The sequence below is a fragment of the Brevibacillus sp. M2.1A genome, from assembly GCF_013284355.2.
In the GTDB taxonomy this organism is placed as follows: Bacteria; Bacillota; Bacilli; order Brevibacillales; family Brevibacillaceae; genus Brevibacillus.
Map to the genome: position 1 here is coordinate 3,538,810 of NZ_JABSUY020000001.1, position 16,308 is coordinate 3,555,117.

Here is a 16,308-nt window from a genome sequence, read left to right on the forward strand (position 1 = left end):
TTGTTGAAAAAATATCCGAGAACCTTTCATCTACCCTGGTCAAGAAGTAGAACCGACGACGATAAAATCTTGCGATCAGTGTGTCACTTCGAGGGGAAACAAGTAGTCGTAACAGAAAAGCTGGATGGAGAAAATACCACGCTGTACCGAAATCATATCCATGCAAGGTCACTCGATAGCAAAGATCACGCATCTAGACATTGGGTAAAGATGCTTCACGGGACGATTTCGTTTCATATCCCGGAAGGCTGGAGAATTTGCGGGGAAAACGTATATGCGCTGCACTCCATCTACTACGAATACCTAACGAGCTATTTCTACGTGTTCTCGATCTGGAATGAAAACAATGAATGCTTGTCGTGGGATGAAACGGTAGAATGGGCCGAACTACTGGGCTTAGAAACAGCACCTGTCTTATACAGAGGGATTTGGAAGGAAGAGACCGTAAAAAGTTGCTACACCAAACAATCTGCCTTCGGCGGAGAACAAGAGGGGTACGTGGTACGGGTAACGGAGAGGTTTCCGTACGAAGATTTTAAACAATCTGCCGCCAAGTTTGTGCGCAAAAATCATGTGCAAACCGACCAGCACTGGTTATCGAAGCCAGTCGTTCCAAATGGGCTAGCACAAACATATTAAAGACTTTGATATTGAAGGGAATGAGAACGATGTAATTTGCTAAGTGGTATTGACCGTCTAATAGAGTATCCAAATTTCATTTTGGCTATTGTTAAGACAGTCATTACATAGGAGGCGTGAGAAATGAACGAAGAGATGAACGAAGAATTGAATGAAGAAATGATGTCAGCTGGCTGGGATGCCATTGATCAGGAGATGCGAAAGATTTATGGAGAGCAGGAGCCTAAACATTACGGCACGCTTATCTCGTATGCACTGGGTGGTCCCGATCCATTAGATGGAATTAGCGCCTACAAAGCGGACGAGCCTTACCCGCATTGGCATTTTGTGACTTATGGGTTTACTGAACTGTATGAAAAAGAGTCCGAGAATGAAGAGGAAAGCGGTTTTGGCTTTGAATTGACGTTTCGATTGGCTCGTAAAGACGACGAGGAGGAACCGCCTGCCTGGGCGCTGAATTTGCTTCAAAATATGGGGCGTTACGTATTCAACACGGGCAATGTTTTTCAAGCAGGTGATCATTTGGATGCAAACGGTCCGATATGCTTGGGTGCCGATACCCAACTGACTGCGCTCGCTTTTGTCACAGACCCACAGCTTGCCGAAATCGATACGCCGAATGGGCGGGTGCAATTTTTGCAAATGGTAGGAATCACTGGTGATGAACTCGATGCAATGATGGCTTGGAATACACGTGGTGTGCTTCAATCTGGCTTGCCGTATATGCCTTCCTACATAACCGATCTCGAGCGTGATTCTCTCCTTTGCAACTCTACAGTTTCTGATGCTGTTCAAAAAGGAATGGAACAAGAAGGCTCCAACACTGCCTATTTGTTTGTCAGCCAGCTTGGCTGGGAGCCAGGGAAAAAAGGCTTCTTGAAAAAAGCACCTTCGACCCTGAGCTTGGGAGCTAAGCAAGCGGAAGTCATCGGAAAAATTCTCCGCGGACGTATGCGAAAAGGAGAAAGCCTGAGCCTGCTGGGACCTGATGTCCGCGTTGTCTTTGAGGCAGGAGCCAATCCTGAATGTATTCCAGGAGAGGACGTTATTCGCTTTGTTCTCGATGATGCGACAACGATTGCGCTTACCAAGCAGTTGCTTCCAAAGGAAAGCAGCTTTGAGATTCCTTCCCTGAAAGGAATTGCCATCAACATTGTGAAAACCAATATTACCGATAGCGAGGGCAATGTCGTCAAGGTCATCGGTTAAAGGCGACAGCGCTGTTTTTTGCGAGGAGGAGAGTCAGTCAATGCATGAGGCAGCAGAAGCATTTCTAAACGAAGTATGGACTTCTATCCAAGAAATTTACCAAAAAGAGAACCAGCGGATCAAAGAGATCAAAGACTGGAGTCTACTGCAGGCGGGGGTCAAAGACTACCTGAGAGTGGCGTGGAGAAAAGGAAAACTCAATTGGGCCAATGGCAAAATCCACGTGGATGTCCACGAACCTTTCAGTTGGAGTGACGACTCGTACAAATACGATGCTGGCTCTTATATCGAGGAGCTTACAGAGGAAATGCTCATGAATGAGTTTTTCCCCGCACTGTGTGATCGAATGGAATCCCTGTTCCATTCCACCGATTATGATTCTCACTTTTTTAATTACCGCTTCGAGCTTGTTTTCGAATTTGAGTGGAAACAATCGGTGCAATGCCATGCTCGCCATTTCATAAACGAGCGAAAACGCGAGAGTCTAAAACAAGTACTGGATCAATTTATCGAAACAAAAATTAAAGCGGAGCTTCCTGTACGTCCGAAAGAAAGAGACGATTTCTTCTTCGCTCATTGCCTCGTCAATCCCGATTTGATGGAACAAAAGCAGGAGCTTGTCGAACCACTCATCCAGCGTCTTAGCGAAAAGCTGCTCTCCAACAAAGAACGCAGTGATTCGTGGACATACCACTATACTTTGGCTTTAAAAGGCTGGGCGGATGAGCGTTTTTTAGTCAAATTTTTTGATCGTACCGGGCATTATGGATTGGATTGGGTTTTGAAACCCGAGCAGGAGCGTCAGGAACCAAAAACAGAGGAGCTGGACTTTTTCCTGTACGTCGCTCTCGCAATAGGTAACAAGGAGCCGGATACCCGCAAGAAGTACCTGGACCTCGCTGTTCAGCTTGGCTCCAAGCGAGCTGTGGACTATGTAAAACGGGGCAGTGGTCGCTTTGAAAACGAGTATAAAAGCAGCCTGATTCAAGCAATGGCCAATGACGTTTTACAAGCGATCGACATCCGTATCGTATCGGAGGAAGAAGCTGCCTACGGTGAAGCCATTGATTTTATCAACGGCCTTTTGCGTGAAGGCTTTCCCAAAGGGTACAAGCTCAAGCTGAAGAGCAGCGAAAAGAATTACTTCCCAGTAAAAAAGCTGGCGAAGTCAGGTCTCCATCAGTTTTTTGCCAATGCGTCCCGTTATCCTGCGTTATATCCGAAAATCGCAGAATATGCCGAGCTTGCGATGGAGGAGTTCGCGTGGTACGGGGATGTAGAGCCAAGCGAGAAATCCGTCATGCCTGGTACCTATGCGGTATTGGCTCTCGGCTTGTCTAGCAGCGATTATTTTCCACTCTTTCGTCGCTATATGGAGATGGTCGACACGGAGCATCAGTCTGCTCAGGACGATTTTGCTTTAGCTTTTATGGAGGCGCATGGTGTAACCGTAGAGAATATCCCCGTACTCGTCTCTCTGGTGCTTGGCAGTAGTGATTCGGCGAAGCCTTTGAAAAATGTCACCATCGATCGTGCAGAGCTGGTGGATGCGCTTATAGAGGAGCTTGCAGCGCTGGAAGATTACAAGCGGGAAACCGTTATTTATCGTCTTTTCGGTGGGAATAAGAAGCTCGCACAGGCGGTAAAAAAGGAATCTTCCCCCATCAAGGACAAGCTCGGACAATTGCTAGCCTTGGTCGAATAGCTACATTGACAATATTTAGAAGGCCATGCTATATTGAAGTCAACTTCATGGAACGGAGGGTGAATCATTTGCGCAATTGTTTATTTATTGGAAAAGCCAATCCCATAATAAATAAACAAGAAGCCAAATTCACCCGCAAATGTATAGCTTGAATTCCTGTATGATCTATTTTTCATATAGCGATTTCTATTACGAGAGCAAGATGCTTCTGTTTATTGGACAGGAGCATCTTTTTTTGTTGTCAAAAAAGGGGGGTGATACAGATGAACAAGGAGTAAATGACGAGAAACGTAAAAACGAAATGGGGAATCCACATGGTTGAACTGCACAATATCACGATTACCACCAAAAAAGACGACAGGACTCTCATTCAAAATTTGCATCTGACCCTGCAAACCGGTGACAAGATAGCCATCATCGGGGAAGAGGGAAATGGAAAAAGCAGCTTATTAAAGTTGATATACGCGGAACAAATGATTGCCGAGTATTGCACATTTGCAGGTAACGTGCTGCGAAACGATTGTTCCATGGGATTTCTTGCACAGGAGCTATCGGGCGAAGAAAAACAATGGACCATCGCCGAGTTTTTTGTCGAAAATCAATGGAGCAAAGAACTGGTGAGGGCGATGGATGACCTCGGCATTCATGTATTGGATTCAGATAAAAAGATGGGTGTTCTGTCAGGTGGTGAGCGTTTCAAATACCGCTTTTTAAGTCTGCTGGCACAGAATCCTGACGTTTTATTGCTAGACGAACCCACGAATGATTTGGATATTCAAACGATGGAATGGCTGGAAGAGTTTATTCAACAAACATCGCTTCCTGTCCTATATGTATCGCATGACGAAACATTTATTGCGAATACAGCAAATGGTATCCTTCATATGGAGCTGACGAAGCGTAAACAAGTACCCAAATATACTTTTTCAAGAGAGCCATATGAAAATTACATTGCGAATCGCGAGAGCCACCTGAACAAACAAGAACAGATAGCCAGAAAGCAAGTTTCTGATCATCAAAAGCAAATGGAGAAATGGCACGACGTTTGGAATAAGGCAGAGCATCAACATCGGAACGTGTCCCGCTCAGATCCACGTCTGCAAAAGAAGATCAAGTCTTTGAAAAATCAAAGAGAGCGCATGGAGAAAGCATCGGAAACGTTTGTAGAGGCTCCGAGTGTGGAAGAAGCAAGCGAATTCCGATTTGATTCTGAGGTACATGTGCCTGGCAGTAAACAAATCCTCGACTTTTCATTGGAAGTCCTGCAAATAGCGAACAATCAGCTATCGAAACAGATTCATTTATCGATTAACGGGCCAGAAAAAGTCGCGATTATTGGGGAAAATGGGATCGGAAAAACGACGTTGTTGAAAAAGATCATGGATGAGCTAGTCCAGCACTCGTCATTAAAGATCGGGTATATGCCCCAAAATTATGAAGAACAACTGGATTCGACCAAAACACCGATTGCGTACCTGGAAAGAACCGGGAATAAAGAAGCGATCACAAAAGCGTATACGCATTTAGGCAGTATGAAATTTACAAAAGATGAGATGCACCAACCCATTCAAAACTTGTCTGGGGGACAGAAAGCGAAATTGCTCCTGTTAAAAATGATTTTGGATCAGTGCGAAATCTTGATATTGGATGAACCGACCCGAAACTTCAGTCCTTTGACGACTCCTGTTCTGTGCCGGGCGTTAACGGCTTTTGACGGTGTGATTATCAGTATTTCGCATGATCGACGGTATTTGCATGAGGTCGCAACAACTGTTTATGAACTAACTTCCAACGGTCTTACGAAAATAAAATAAGGGATCGTGGCGGAATCCTTGCTACATGGTTGACATTGCTATTTGAATTCAATATACTGACTTTAATTTCATATGAAACATACGTTGAAAGAGCCCAGTAGCAGCTTATTCCCTGTCCTAGAAAGCCGGGGGTTGATGGAACCCGGTACACAATAAGCGAGCGAATTACACTCTGGAGTATCTCGGGTAATGCCGAGCGGAATCGCGAACGATAACTCGCTACGAGTGGCATGAATGGCCTGCGCAAGCGCTTGGGTCCATTGGTGCAAGATGGGTGGTAACACGGTTATTCAATCGTCCCTATGTCTACAATAGACAAGGGGCGATTTTTTGTTTTTTTTACCATAGGAGATTGAAGGAGTGTATGGCAGTGAATATTATCGACGAACTCGAATGGCGCGAAGCCATTAATCAGCAAACAGATGCAGAAGGGCTGCGAGAATTAACGAATGAAAAAGCAGTCTCGTTATATTGTGGTGTCGATCCAACGGGTGACAGCATGCATATCGGTCACTTGATTCCTTTCATGGTACTGAAACGCTTTCAGCTCGCTGGTCATCGTCCGGTCATTTTGATCGGTGGTGCAACAGGTACGATTGGCGATCCAAGCGGCCGTCAATCCGAGCGCTCTTTGCAAACACTGGAACAGATTCAGGAGAACGTCGACAAACTCACCGCGCAGATGAAAAAGCTGTTCATTACAGATGGCGACAACCAAATTCGCTTGGTGAACAACTACGACTGGACGCACAAAATCAATGTCATTGAATTTCTGAGGGATTACGGGAAAAACTTCAGCATCAATACGATGCTTGCCAAGGATGTCGTATCGAGCAGACTGGAAAGCGGCATTTCGTTTACGGAGTTTTCCTATCAAATTCTGCAATCGCTGGATTACCTGCATCTGTACAAACATGAAGATGTTCAGTTGCAAATCGGCGGTTCCGACCAATGGGGCAACATCACGAGCGGTCTCGATCTGATCCGCAAAAAAGAAGGAGCAGAAGCAAAAGCATTCGGTCTCACTATTCCTCTGATGCTGAAGGCAGATGGCACGAAATTCGGGAAGACAGCAGGAGGAGCCATCTGGCTTGATCCAAATAAAACAACACCATTCGAATTCTACCAATTCTGGGCGAATACCGATGACCGCGATGTTGTGAAATACTTGAAATACTTTACGTTCCTCTCCAAGGAACAAATTGAAGAGCTGGCTGAAAAAGTACAGACCGAGCCACATAAACGCGAGGCGCAAAAAGCGCTGGCAGAGGAAATGACGAGATTTGTGCACGGCGAGGAATTGCTGGAGCAGGCCAAGCGCATTACAGCAGCTTTGTTTACTGGAGATATCAAATCGCTGTCGGCAGATGAGATCGAGCAAGGCTTCAAAGAAATGCCGACATTCGAATCTACCCTCGAAACGAGGAACATTGTCGACTGGCTCGTTGAGGTCGGCATCGAGCCATCCAAACGTCAAGCACGTGAGGATATTACAAAAGGCGCTATCTCCATGAATGGTGAACGTGTTACCGATCTGGAACTGGAAGTAACGCCAAGCCTTGCTATCGGCGGTCGCTTCATCATTATCCGCAAAGGTAAGAAAAACTACAGCTTAGTAAAATTGTCTCAATAGATAAAGGAATAAGAAGCTTCCCTAGACCCACTAGGGAAGCTTCTTTGTATTTGTGGGATTTATTTCGGATGTGAAGTACTATCTACTTTGTTCGCAGCAATAACGGCAACTGCATTTGGCTCCAGATCGAACCAAAAGATAAGATCGCCATCCGCTTTCTTTTGCGACGGCTTTATCCCGTTCACATAAACTTCCGAAGCTTTTGTCGCCATGGAAAGACCAGAAATCTTTTGCGTGCCATCGTTGTGCAGAACGATAGAGCCGTTTGGTGCATATTCCAATCTGACTTGAGAGAGGGCGAGCCAATAATCCATGATTTCACGTACGGTTGTCAAATGCAATTTTCCTTGATCTCGCAGAACTTCCATTCGCTTTAGCAAGCGGTCAAAATCGGGATGGATGATCCAGTTTCCTTGGGCATCTCGAATGACAAATTTCCCGCCCTGCTTGTTGGATGGAAATTTTGCCAAGTAGGTATGGTTGATAAAAACTCCACGGTTTTGAATGAGCTGCTGGAGATTTTGCTCCCGATACAGATAAAGTGAATCTTCTGGAATGGTGGCAGCCGACCATGAATAAAACGGGCCTGTCACTGTCGGGTGCGACCAATAGAGCGGAGTGCGCAGGGAGTCGCCTCTTTGAGATTGGTACAGATCGAGACCATTATTCGGATTCGCGATATCTTCTGAGCTGTAGTGCCAAAAATACGATGTGCCGTATTTTTTCCACTGATGCGCCAAGTAATTCGCAGTCTGGTTGTCGAGTGCGTTAAACGCAAAGCTGGTCTTCAAATACCCATGGTCAATCCAGGTACGGCTTCGGAAGTGATCTTTCATTACCTGCAGTGCATCTTCCGTCGTCTTTTGATAGTGCCTGATTTCGTATGGATAGAGGGTATGTAGCCCAATTTCATCACCGTTCCGATTCAGATCATTCAGAAACTGCAAAAATTCAGGGCTTTGCGCAATGGCGACATTGACAGGCAATTTCGCTTGAAAATACGGATTCGAGTAAAATACGCTTTTTGTAACCGGAATCCGGTGTTTCACAAAACCGCCTGTCGCTTGTGCCGACGATGTAATCCTCCCGGAGCCGAAATAAACAGCTCGATTCGTTTGCAGCGTCTGCTCGTCAGCATGCTCTGTCCATACATGAGTCGCCAAAAAACCAGAAGGCTGACTCATAAAACGCGGCATGAGCTTTGGTTGATACCCAACTACCAGCGAGAAAGAATTCGTCCGTTCTTCGTTTGCGCGATATTCGGAAGCGTGGCGGACTTTTCCGACTTGATTCGTAGAGCCTTGCTGTACGTATCTGTGATCGTTCATGTGATCCAGATTCACGATGAGCTGTTTTTGCGTTGTATTCAATTCAAATGAAGACACGTTGGGGGCATGGTACAAAAAAGCTGCTTGCTTTCCTTGACCAAATTTCGCGCCTTGGTGATCCAGCCAGTAAGAAGGTTGGAATTTCTGTGCGTCCACTTTCCGATTCTTGCGATATACCTCTGTCACATTTGGCTTGAATTGCAGGGCGAAGGCTTCACGAAAAACCTTTGCCTCTCGCTTATAGGTGGTTTTTACGGTGATATCGATGGCTGGGCTGTTTTTTTGCAATGCATATTGTATTGTAACCACTGCAATCGGAGTATGACCTGTGACAATGACTGTGTTACCAGTAGCGGTTTCCTGGTGTTCCACCTTTACGTCATCCCATTTACGAACCCAGTGGCTGCCCCGTTTGATAAAAATGTTCCTGTCGATCACTTTCGTCGTAGGTGGAGAGAAATACAAATCATTTCCACGGACTGCAGTAACTTTCGCCTGATGGACAAGCGGAGCATTCATTCTACCGCCAAACGATTCTGAGCGAATTTCGATGGCCGCGCCTGGTTGAAATGGTGGGCTTTGATCCAACGTTAATTGATTGGAACCATTCGGAAGGGAAGGAGTCATCGCATTATAAATGGTGCCATATTCAGCTTGGTACTGAATGGAAGAGAGGATTTCGTTTTTTACCAAATCAGTAATGCGGACATTGCCTTTCTCATCCCAGCCAAATACATAATACAGATTTTGAATGGACGATTCCTTCGCAAGCGTAGGGATTGGAAAAGAAAGTACGAAGAAAAGCAATAATAGGAAGTGAATAGCGAAGAACCTTTTTTCCAGCATGATTTTCTCCTTTGTATGATGATATAGGTTAGACGAATGTGTGAGGAAAAAGCCACAAGGTAACCCATCTTGATTTAGACCTTCTCAAACAGCAAGGAAAGATATATAATTATAATTAATTAAATTAATTAACTAATGATAAGGAGCGTAACATGTACCCGTTCTTTTCAAAAGTCGCATTCACACATCGTGTATACAATAACCAATTGCAAGAGGAATTACTTCCATTTGGTATATCCGTCACGCAATGGGCGTTAATTCGTTATCTCAAAAATAACGGTTCGGCTACTTTTAGCGACGTTGCCGATTATTGGCAAGTAGAGAAGCCAGCGATTACACCTATTGCGCAAAAATTAGCTGCGCGTGAAATGATTTCGATTTTATCAGGTGAAGACAAACGGCAAAAAATTATGTGCTTGTCTGAGAAAGGTGAAGCGCTATATAAAACGATCATGGAAGCGACTGATCCATTCTTGGAAGAAGTAATGGAGGGCATCACACAAGAAGAAAGAGACGCAGCAGCCACAGTATTAGAAAAACTTATCATGAACCTAAAGAGAAGAGGGTAAGCAGTGAATAAGGAAAGGCTTTGGACAAAAGAGTTCGTCATTGTTTCTTTCATCAATTTTCTTTTGACACTTATGTATTTTTTACTAATGGTTACAATCGCTTCGTATGCCAAAACAGAATTTCACGCTTCAACCAGTTTAGCCGGATTAGTTTCCAGTATCTTTATCATTGGTGCTTTGATCGGGCGGCTACTCACGGGTAGAGCCATAAGTCATATTGGCACGAAAAAAACGCTTTGGATTGGGTTGGGATTTTTTGCTGTCACCTCGTTGCTTTACTTTTTTGCCGTCCATACCAGCTTTTTACTGGTAAATCGATTGCTGCAAGGAATCGCCGTTGGTATTGCCAGTACAGCTACAGGTACCATTATTGCCCAAATCTTGCCCGCATCTCGCAAGGGTGAGGGGATTGGCTATTACAGCTTAAGTGCGATTTTAGCCACTGCGATTGGTCCTTTTCTCGGCATGATCTTATTGCGGCTTGAAAATGGTTTCACCTGGATCTTCACGCTGAATGTCGTGTTTTCCCTGATTTGTTTGCTGTTTTATGCGATGGCAAAAATCAATGTTCCGCTTCCTTCCACAAGTGTAAAAGAGGAAGCAAAAGGTTCTCTGCTTTCGAAATTCATCGAGCCCAAAGCCTTACCGATTTCATTCGTCGCTTTATTAATCGGCTTCAGCTATTCGGGTGTCTTGTCATTTCTCTCGTTTTATGCGGAAGAAATTAATCTCACCTCAGCTTCGAGTTATTTCTTTTTGGTGTATGCCATTGTCATTATTCTCTCGCGACCATTCTCAGGGAAGCTAATGGATGCAAGAGGGGCGAACATCGTGACTTACCCCAGCCTGGTGATATTTGCTGCCGGGATGCTTATATTCAGTCAAGCTTCGACTTCCTGGATGCTGCTGTTATCCGCTGCATTGATTGGAGTAGGCTTCGGTAACTTTAACTCCATTGCCCAAACGGTAGCTGTGAAGGTGACAGCTCCGCATCGCTTTGGATTAGCTACCTCTACTTACTACATTATGTATGATCTGGGATTAGGAATCGGGCCCTATCTGCTCGGATTTATCGTACCACACACAGGATATCGCATGATCTTCAGCGGGATGGTTGCCTTTATCCTTTTCAGTATCCCGCTTTATCACTGGCTACACGGCAAACGGGATCGGGAATTGATACGTGCTACGTAACTCACCCAAGTAAAAAAAGGGGAGTTAATCCCCCTATAGAAGATAGGCAGGCTGCCCTAAGTGGTAGCCTGTTATATTTTTTCAGTATGTTTTGATACGCATGATTGTGATAAGTTCGTGGGGAGTTTTAGTGAAAGTGGAAAAATAATTACGTACAGCTAAAAAACATAGTATACTTTTGGGTGGACATAGTAATGGAAAAGTTTATGAACAAACAGATCAACTTAGAACTCACAAAGATTAGGAGTCATCCGGAAAATGATGGAGAAAGTACACTGGCGAGATATAAAGAAATACATAATGATCGCGACTTACACCGTATTGCTGTTTGCTGTGGTATGGAATTTTCCTGAGGTAAAGTCATTTGTCTATGAAATATTTGACTTATTAGATCCTGTGATTTATGGGATTGCCATTGCTTTCATCTTGAACATTTTAATGAGATTTTATGAAGAAAGACTTTTCTCCCCCCTTAACCGCGGCAACAATCGAATCTGGTTGAAAGTAAGACGTCCTTTTTCAATCCTGTTAACCCTTGCGACTGTCCTGGTATTTTTTACATTTCTCATGTGGTTTATTGTCCCTCAGCTTCTGACGAGTATTTCCATGCTTGCGGCAAGTATTCCGAATGACATGCAATCATTAAAGGCTTTCGTCGACGGTTTTGCAGAGAGGTTTAACTTGTCCGGCGATTTATGGAATCCACTCATGGAGAAGTGGAATGAAATTGTAAATAAGTTAGGCCATTTTTTCCTGACTTCCATCCCAGTATTACTGACGTACACGAAAATGTTTACCGTTAGTTTTATCGATGTCATCATGGGACTAATGTTGTCCGTCTATTTGCTCCTCCATAAGGAAAAGTTGACGCTCATTGCGAAAAAACTCGTCTATGCCTATTCCTCAAAAGCAAAGGCGGATCGGGCTGTAGAAATTGGACAAATCACCAATCGCGCATTTAGTGGCTTTATTTCAGGCCAGCTAACAGAGGCTCTCATTCTTGGCGGGCTTTGTTTTGTGGGAATGTGGGCATTTCACATGCCTTATGCATTACTTGTGAGTGTGATCATTGGTGTTACGAGCATCATTCCGATTTTTGGTGCTTATATCGGGACGATTCCGAGTGCCTTTATCATTCTAATGATCGATCCAGTCAAGGCTATTTGGTTCATTGCCTTTATTCTTGTCTTGCAGCAAATTGAAGGGAATTTTATCTATCCAAGAGTGGTAGGTAATTCAATCGGATTGGATGGCTTATGGGTGATAATAGCCTTATTGGTTGGGGGAGCATTGTTCGGGCTAATGGGAATGCTGCTTGGAATCCCTGCTTTTGCTGTCATATATACGCTCGTCAGAAGTACGACGAACAAGCGACTGAAGGACAAGAATATTTCCCTGAAAGAATAGTGTCCACCGTTTCGATTCCTCCATGAAATCGTAAATCAAAAGGCTCACACTTTCGAATGAACCCAGAAAGTGTGAGCCTTTTTTAGGGATGGGAGAATGGTTGGGTAAAAAGTAACACAAATAACAAAAATTACCTATTTTTTAACTGATTTCCAAAACACTCTCTGTTATAATGAATAACAGTTTCTCAAACAGGTGCATAAGAATACGTTATTCTGCTGGATTGTAAGGAGGTGTGCAGGCCAGCACATTTGTTTCCAGGTAAGAGTAGCAGAGCACATGTTTTGACCAAAAATGGAAGGTGACTTTTGTCCTGAAAACTGCATGGAGCAAACAGGGAATTATTCCCATTGTGAAAAAGTGTAAAATCGTGGAAAATTTGTAGGTGAAAATTGGTTCATGACCATAGTAATATGAAGATGGGTAATACTTACAAAAAAGATACAAAAACCCACATATTTTGTTACAATTGGCCATTATATTAAATGGTGTTGATGAGAGGGGGGCTAACATGATCCATTCGTCACTGAGGCTCCATCTTCAGTTTTAGCAGACCATTTCCTTGTAGCTTCGTTTACTTGTTTGGCCATTTCATTGTATTGTCGTACTTCATGATAGACAAAAGTTTGCCAATTATCGGAGGGGACATATGTTAGCAAATCAGGCCAATCTTATCGACTTGGAGTGGGAAAAAGAACAGGTAGCCTTGTTTAATAATACAAAGGCGGATTATCCCCAGGATAAGTCGATCCATCAGTTGTTCGAGGAGCAGGCAGAGGCTGTGCCGCACCGAGTTGCCATCGTTTATGAAAATGAGCGCTTAACTTACCAGGAGCTCAACAGGAAGGCCAATCAATTAGCAAGAGCACTGATCGAAAAAGGGATTACAACAGACAGCATTGTCGGTGTAATGATGGAAAAATCCATTGAAAATGTTACGGCTATTCTGGCCATCCTCAAGGCTGGCGGAGCGTATGTTCCCATCGATATCGAATATCCCCGTGATCGGATTCAATATATCCTACAAGACAGTCAAACCAAAATCGTCATCACCCAGAAAAGTGTCAGCCAACTTGTATACGACGTCGGATACCGTGGTCCTGTAGTGGTAATCGAGGAAGAACAGTTGGATTCTCGCTCAGATTCCAACCTTGACTTGCCAAGCAAACCTACTGACTTGGCGTATGTCATCTATACTTCAGGCACAACCGGCAAACCGAAAGGAACCATGCTGGAGCATAAAGGGATCGCGAATTTGCAATCATTCTTTCAAAATACGTTTGGTGTAACACCTGCAGACAGGATTGGGCAGTTTGCCAGCATGTCTTTTGACGCATCGGTATGGGAAATGTTCATGGCTTTATTAACCGGTGCCAGCCTCTATATCCTTTCCAAGCAGACGATTCATGATTTCATCAGTTTTGAAAACTATGTAAATGAAAATGAATTGACCATCATCACGTTGCCACCCACTTATTTGACGCACCTCACCCCAGAGCATATTACTACTCTTCGCATCATGATTACGGCAGGTTCAGCTGCTAACTTCCCTTTAGTGAATAAATGGAAAAACAAAGTCAGGTACGTGAATGCATACGGACCTACAGAAACAAGCATTTGCGCGACAATATGGGAGGCGCCTTCCAATGTGCTTCTCAACCAGACGATCCCAATCGGTAAACCGATTCAAAATACATCCGCTTATATTGTCAATGAAGAGCTGCAACTTCAGCCAATTGGCAGTGAAGGTGAATTATGCATAGGTGGAGTAGGCTTAGCAAGAGGATATTGGAATCGTCCAGACTTGACCGCCGAAAAATTTGTGGATAACCCGTTTGTACCAGGAGAGAAGATGTACAGGACAGGAGACCTGGCCAAATGGTTGCCGACTGGAGAAATCGAATTTCTCGGCAGAATCGACCATCAGGTGAAAATCAGGGGTCATCGGATTGAGTTAGGAGAAATCGAGTCTGTCTTACTGAAACATGAACAAATAAAAGAGGCAGTGGTAATCGCTAGAGAAGACCAACACGCTCAACCCTATTTGTGCGCTTATTTTATTTCGCAACTGGAAGTAACTCCTGCGCAGATCAGAGAATATGCGGCTCAAAAGCTTCCTGCGTACATGCTTCCTTCTTATTTCGTGAAGCTGGATAAAATGCCGCTTACGCCGAATGACAAAATTGATCGAAAAGCATTGCCAGAACCCGATATTACTTCTGAGACAAATCCAGCATACGAACCTCCCAGAAATGAGACAGAAGCGATTCTTGCAAACGTATGGCAAGAGGTATTAGGAATCGAGAAAATTGGGATTCGCGACAATTTTTACTCACTCGGTGGGGATTCCATACAAGCGATCCAGGTCGCTGCTCGTTTACATGCCTATCAACGAAAACTAGACACGAAAGATTTGCTGAATTACCCGACAATTTCGCAGGTTGCTCTCTATGTCAAAAGTACGACGAGGAGAAGCGAACAGGGAATCGTCGAAGGCACTGTTAACTTAACACCAATTCAACAATGGTTCTTTGAAAAGAACTTTACGAATATGTTCCATTGGAATCAATCTTATGTGCTGTATCGCGAACAGGGATTTGATCCTGAAGCCATCCGAAAGGCCTTGGATAAAATCCTTTCTCATCATGACGCGCTCCGTATGATCTATCGAAACGAGAATGGTAGGATCGTTCAACAGAATCGTGGATTGGTGAGTGAATTATACCAATTCCTTCAATATGATCTGACCACTCATTCGGATGTCCAGCAAGCAATCGAAGAAGAGACGAGACGGTTGCATGGCAGTATGAATTTACAAGAGGGACAGTTGGTAAAGGCAGCTTTGTTTCATACGCTTCAAGGCGATCATTTGTTTTTGGCTATCCATCATTTAGTCATGGATGGAATCTCTTGGCGCATTCTGTTTGAGGATCTAGCAACTGCATACAGTCAGGCACTAGCAGGAAAAGATATCGTTCTCCCAGAAAAAACAGATTCTTTTAAAAATTGGGCAGTGTGGCTGAACGAGTATGCGAATAGTGATGCATTGATCAGAGAAATCCCGTATTGGGAGAATCTTGAATCCGGAGCTAGGCATACTTCCCTTCCAAAAGACTATGAAACGGTCGGCTGCAAACAGAAAAGTATCCGAAACATACAGGTCGGATTGTTAGCAGAGGAAACCGAACAGTTGTTGAAGCAGGCAAATTCTGCTTATCAAACAGAAATCAATGATTTGTTACTGGCAGCGTTGGGGTTGGCTGTTGCAGAGTGGAGCAGGCTTGACCAAATCGTGATTAATCTGGAAGGGCACGGGCGCGAGGATGTGATCGAACACGCTAACGTGACAAGAACAATCGGATGGTTCACGTCCCAATATCCTGTTTTACTAGATTTGAGTCAAATGAATCACTTGCCTGACCATATCAAATGCACGAAAGAAAACCTGAGGAAGATCCCTAATAAAGGCATTGGCTATGAAATTTTAAAATATATGACAAAACCTGAAAAACGAAGTTCCTTGTCCTTTTCCTTGCAACCTGAAGTGACGTTTAACTATTTGGGTCAGTTTGACTCAGGACTTAACAGTGAAATGTTTACCCGTTCTCCTTATAGTTCAGGCAACTCACTCGGTGCCGATGGGAAGAACAATCTGAGTCCCGATTCGGAGATTTATACCTCCTTGAATATTACAGGAAGAATGGAAGGTGGGGAGCTTCTCATCACGTTTACTTACAGTGAGGAGCAGTTTAGAGAAGAGTCCATCCTTCAATTGAGTGAGAGCTATCAAAAACATCTCCGGGCAATTATTACCCATTGCTTGCAGAAAAAAGAAGTCGAACGGACTCCCAGTGACTTTAGTCTAAAAGGACTTCAAATAGAAGAAATGGACGACATCTTCGAAGCACTTGCCAATACGCTTAACTAGAGAAACGCTTGCTAAAATTTCATGGGGAAAATCATG

At 44.0% G+C, this 16,308-nt stretch carries 10 protein-coding genes and 1 other annotated feature; of the genes, 9 read left to right on the forward strand and 1 reads right to left on the reverse strand.

The window, feature by feature from the left end:
- From HP567_RS17495 to tyrS, 5 genes are all read left to right on the forward strand, one after another.
- Complete coding sequence (locus tag HP567_RS17495; RefSeq protein WP_173609252.1) at nucleotides 1-639, forward strand: RNA ligase family protein; 639 nt, start codon at nucleotides 1-3, stop codon at nucleotides 637-639.
- A gap of 147 nt (nucleotides 640-786) precedes the next feature.
- Nucleotides 787-1,848, forward strand: a complete 1,062-nt coding sequence (locus HP567_RS17500; protein ID WP_260506815.1) for a suppressor of fused domain protein — start codon at nucleotides 787-789, stop codon at nucleotides 1,846-1,848.
- 40 nt (nucleotides 1,849-1,888) lie between these two features.
- On the forward strand, nucleotides 1,889-3,553 hold the full coding sequence (locus HP567_RS17505; protein ID WP_173609251.1) for a DUF6138 family protein: 1,665 nt from the start codon (nucleotides 1,889-1,891) through the stop codon (nucleotides 3,551-3,553).
- 278 nt (nucleotides 3,554-3,831) lie between these two features.
- Nucleotides 3,832-5,367: an ATP-binding cassette domain-containing protein gene (locus HP567_RS17510; RefSeq protein ID WP_229088056.1), complete on the forward strand. Its 1,536-nt coding sequence runs from the start codon at nucleotides 3,832-3,834 to the stop codon at nucleotides 5,365-5,367.
- A gap of 75 nt (nucleotides 5,368-5,442) precedes the next feature.
- Nucleotides 5,443-5,672 (forward strand) — a binding site (T-box leader).
- Between the two features lie 59 nt (nucleotides 5,673-5,731).
- Entirely contained in the window at nucleotides 5,732-7,000 is a 1,269-nt protein-coding gene (tyrS, locus tag HP567_RS17515) for a tyrosine--tRNA ligase (RefSeq protein ID WP_217367015.1), read from the forward strand.
- Nucleotides 7,001-7,059: 59 nt separating this feature from the next.
- On the opposite strand, the gene HP567_RS17520 is transcribed toward tyrS, so the two are convergent.
- Nucleotides 7,060-9,174, reverse strand: coding sequence for a hypothetical protein (locus tag HP567_RS17520; protein ID WP_173609250.1), 2,115 nt, complete (start codon nucleotides 9,172-9,174; stop codon nucleotides 7,060-7,062).
- Nucleotides 9,175-9,326: 152 nt separating this feature from the next.
- Here HP567_RS17520 and HP567_RS17525 point away from each other — a divergent pair, with 152 nt between their 5' ends.
- From HP567_RS17525 to tycA, 4 genes are all read left to right on the forward strand, one after another.
- Nucleotides 9,327-9,743, forward strand: coding sequence for a MarR family winged helix-turn-helix transcriptional regulator (locus HP567_RS17525; RefSeq protein ID WP_173609249.1), 417 nt, complete (start codon nucleotides 9,327-9,329; stop codon nucleotides 9,741-9,743).
- 3 nt (nucleotides 9,744-9,746) lie between these two features.
- A complete protein-coding gene (locus HP567_RS17530) occupies nucleotides 9,747-10,937 on the forward strand; it encodes an MFS transporter (RefSeq protein ID WP_173609248.1) in 1,191 nt (396 codons plus the stop codon).
- Nucleotides 10,938-11,195: 258 nt separating this feature from the next.
- The gene (locus HP567_RS17535) at nucleotides 11,196-12,344 is read left to right on the forward strand and encodes an AI-2E family transporter (RefSeq protein WP_173609247.1); all 1,149 of its coding nucleotides are present in this window, start codon (nucleotides 11,196-11,198) and stop codon (nucleotides 12,342-12,344) included.
- 649 nt (nucleotides 12,345-12,993) lie between these two features.
- Nucleotides 12,994-16,272 carry a tyrocidine non-ribosomal peptide synthetase TycA gene (gene tycA / locus HP567_RS17540; protein ID WP_173609246.1) on the forward strand — a complete coding sequence of 1,093 codons (3,279 nt, stop codon included), beginning with the start codon at nucleotides 12,994-12,996 and terminating at the stop codon, nucleotides 16,270-16,272.
- Nucleotides 16,273-16,308 lie beyond the last annotated feature (36 nt).

Excerpts from the sequence above, each read along its gene's own strand:
- HP567_RS17510 (WP_229088056.1), top strand. The coding sequence starts at position 3,832 with ATGACGAGAAACGTAAAAACGAAATGGGGAATCCACATGGTTGAACTG.
- tyrS (WP_217367015.1), top strand. The coding sequence starts at position 5,732 with ATGGCAGTGAATATTATCGACGAACTCGAATGGCGCGAAGCCATTAAT.
- HP567_RS17520 (WP_173609250.1), bottom strand. The coding sequence starts at position 9,174 with ATGCTGGAAAAAAGGTTCTTCGCTATTCACTTCCTATTATTGCTTTTC.
- HP567_RS17525 (WP_173609249.1), top strand. The coding sequence starts at position 9,327 with ATGTACCCGTTCTTTTCAAAAGTCGCATTCACACATCGTGTATACAAT.
- HP567_RS17535 (WP_173609247.1), top strand. The coding sequence starts at position 11,196 with ATGATGGAGAAAGTACACTGGCGAGATATAAAGAAATACATAATGATC.
- HP567_RS17505 (WP_173609251.1), top strand. The coding sequence starts at position 1,889 with ATGCATGAGGCAGCAGAAGCATTTCTAAACGAAGTATGGACTTCTATC.
- tycA (WP_173609246.1), top strand. The coding sequence starts at position 12,994 with ATGTTAGCAAATCAGGCCAATCTTATCGACTTGGAGTGGGAAAAAGAA.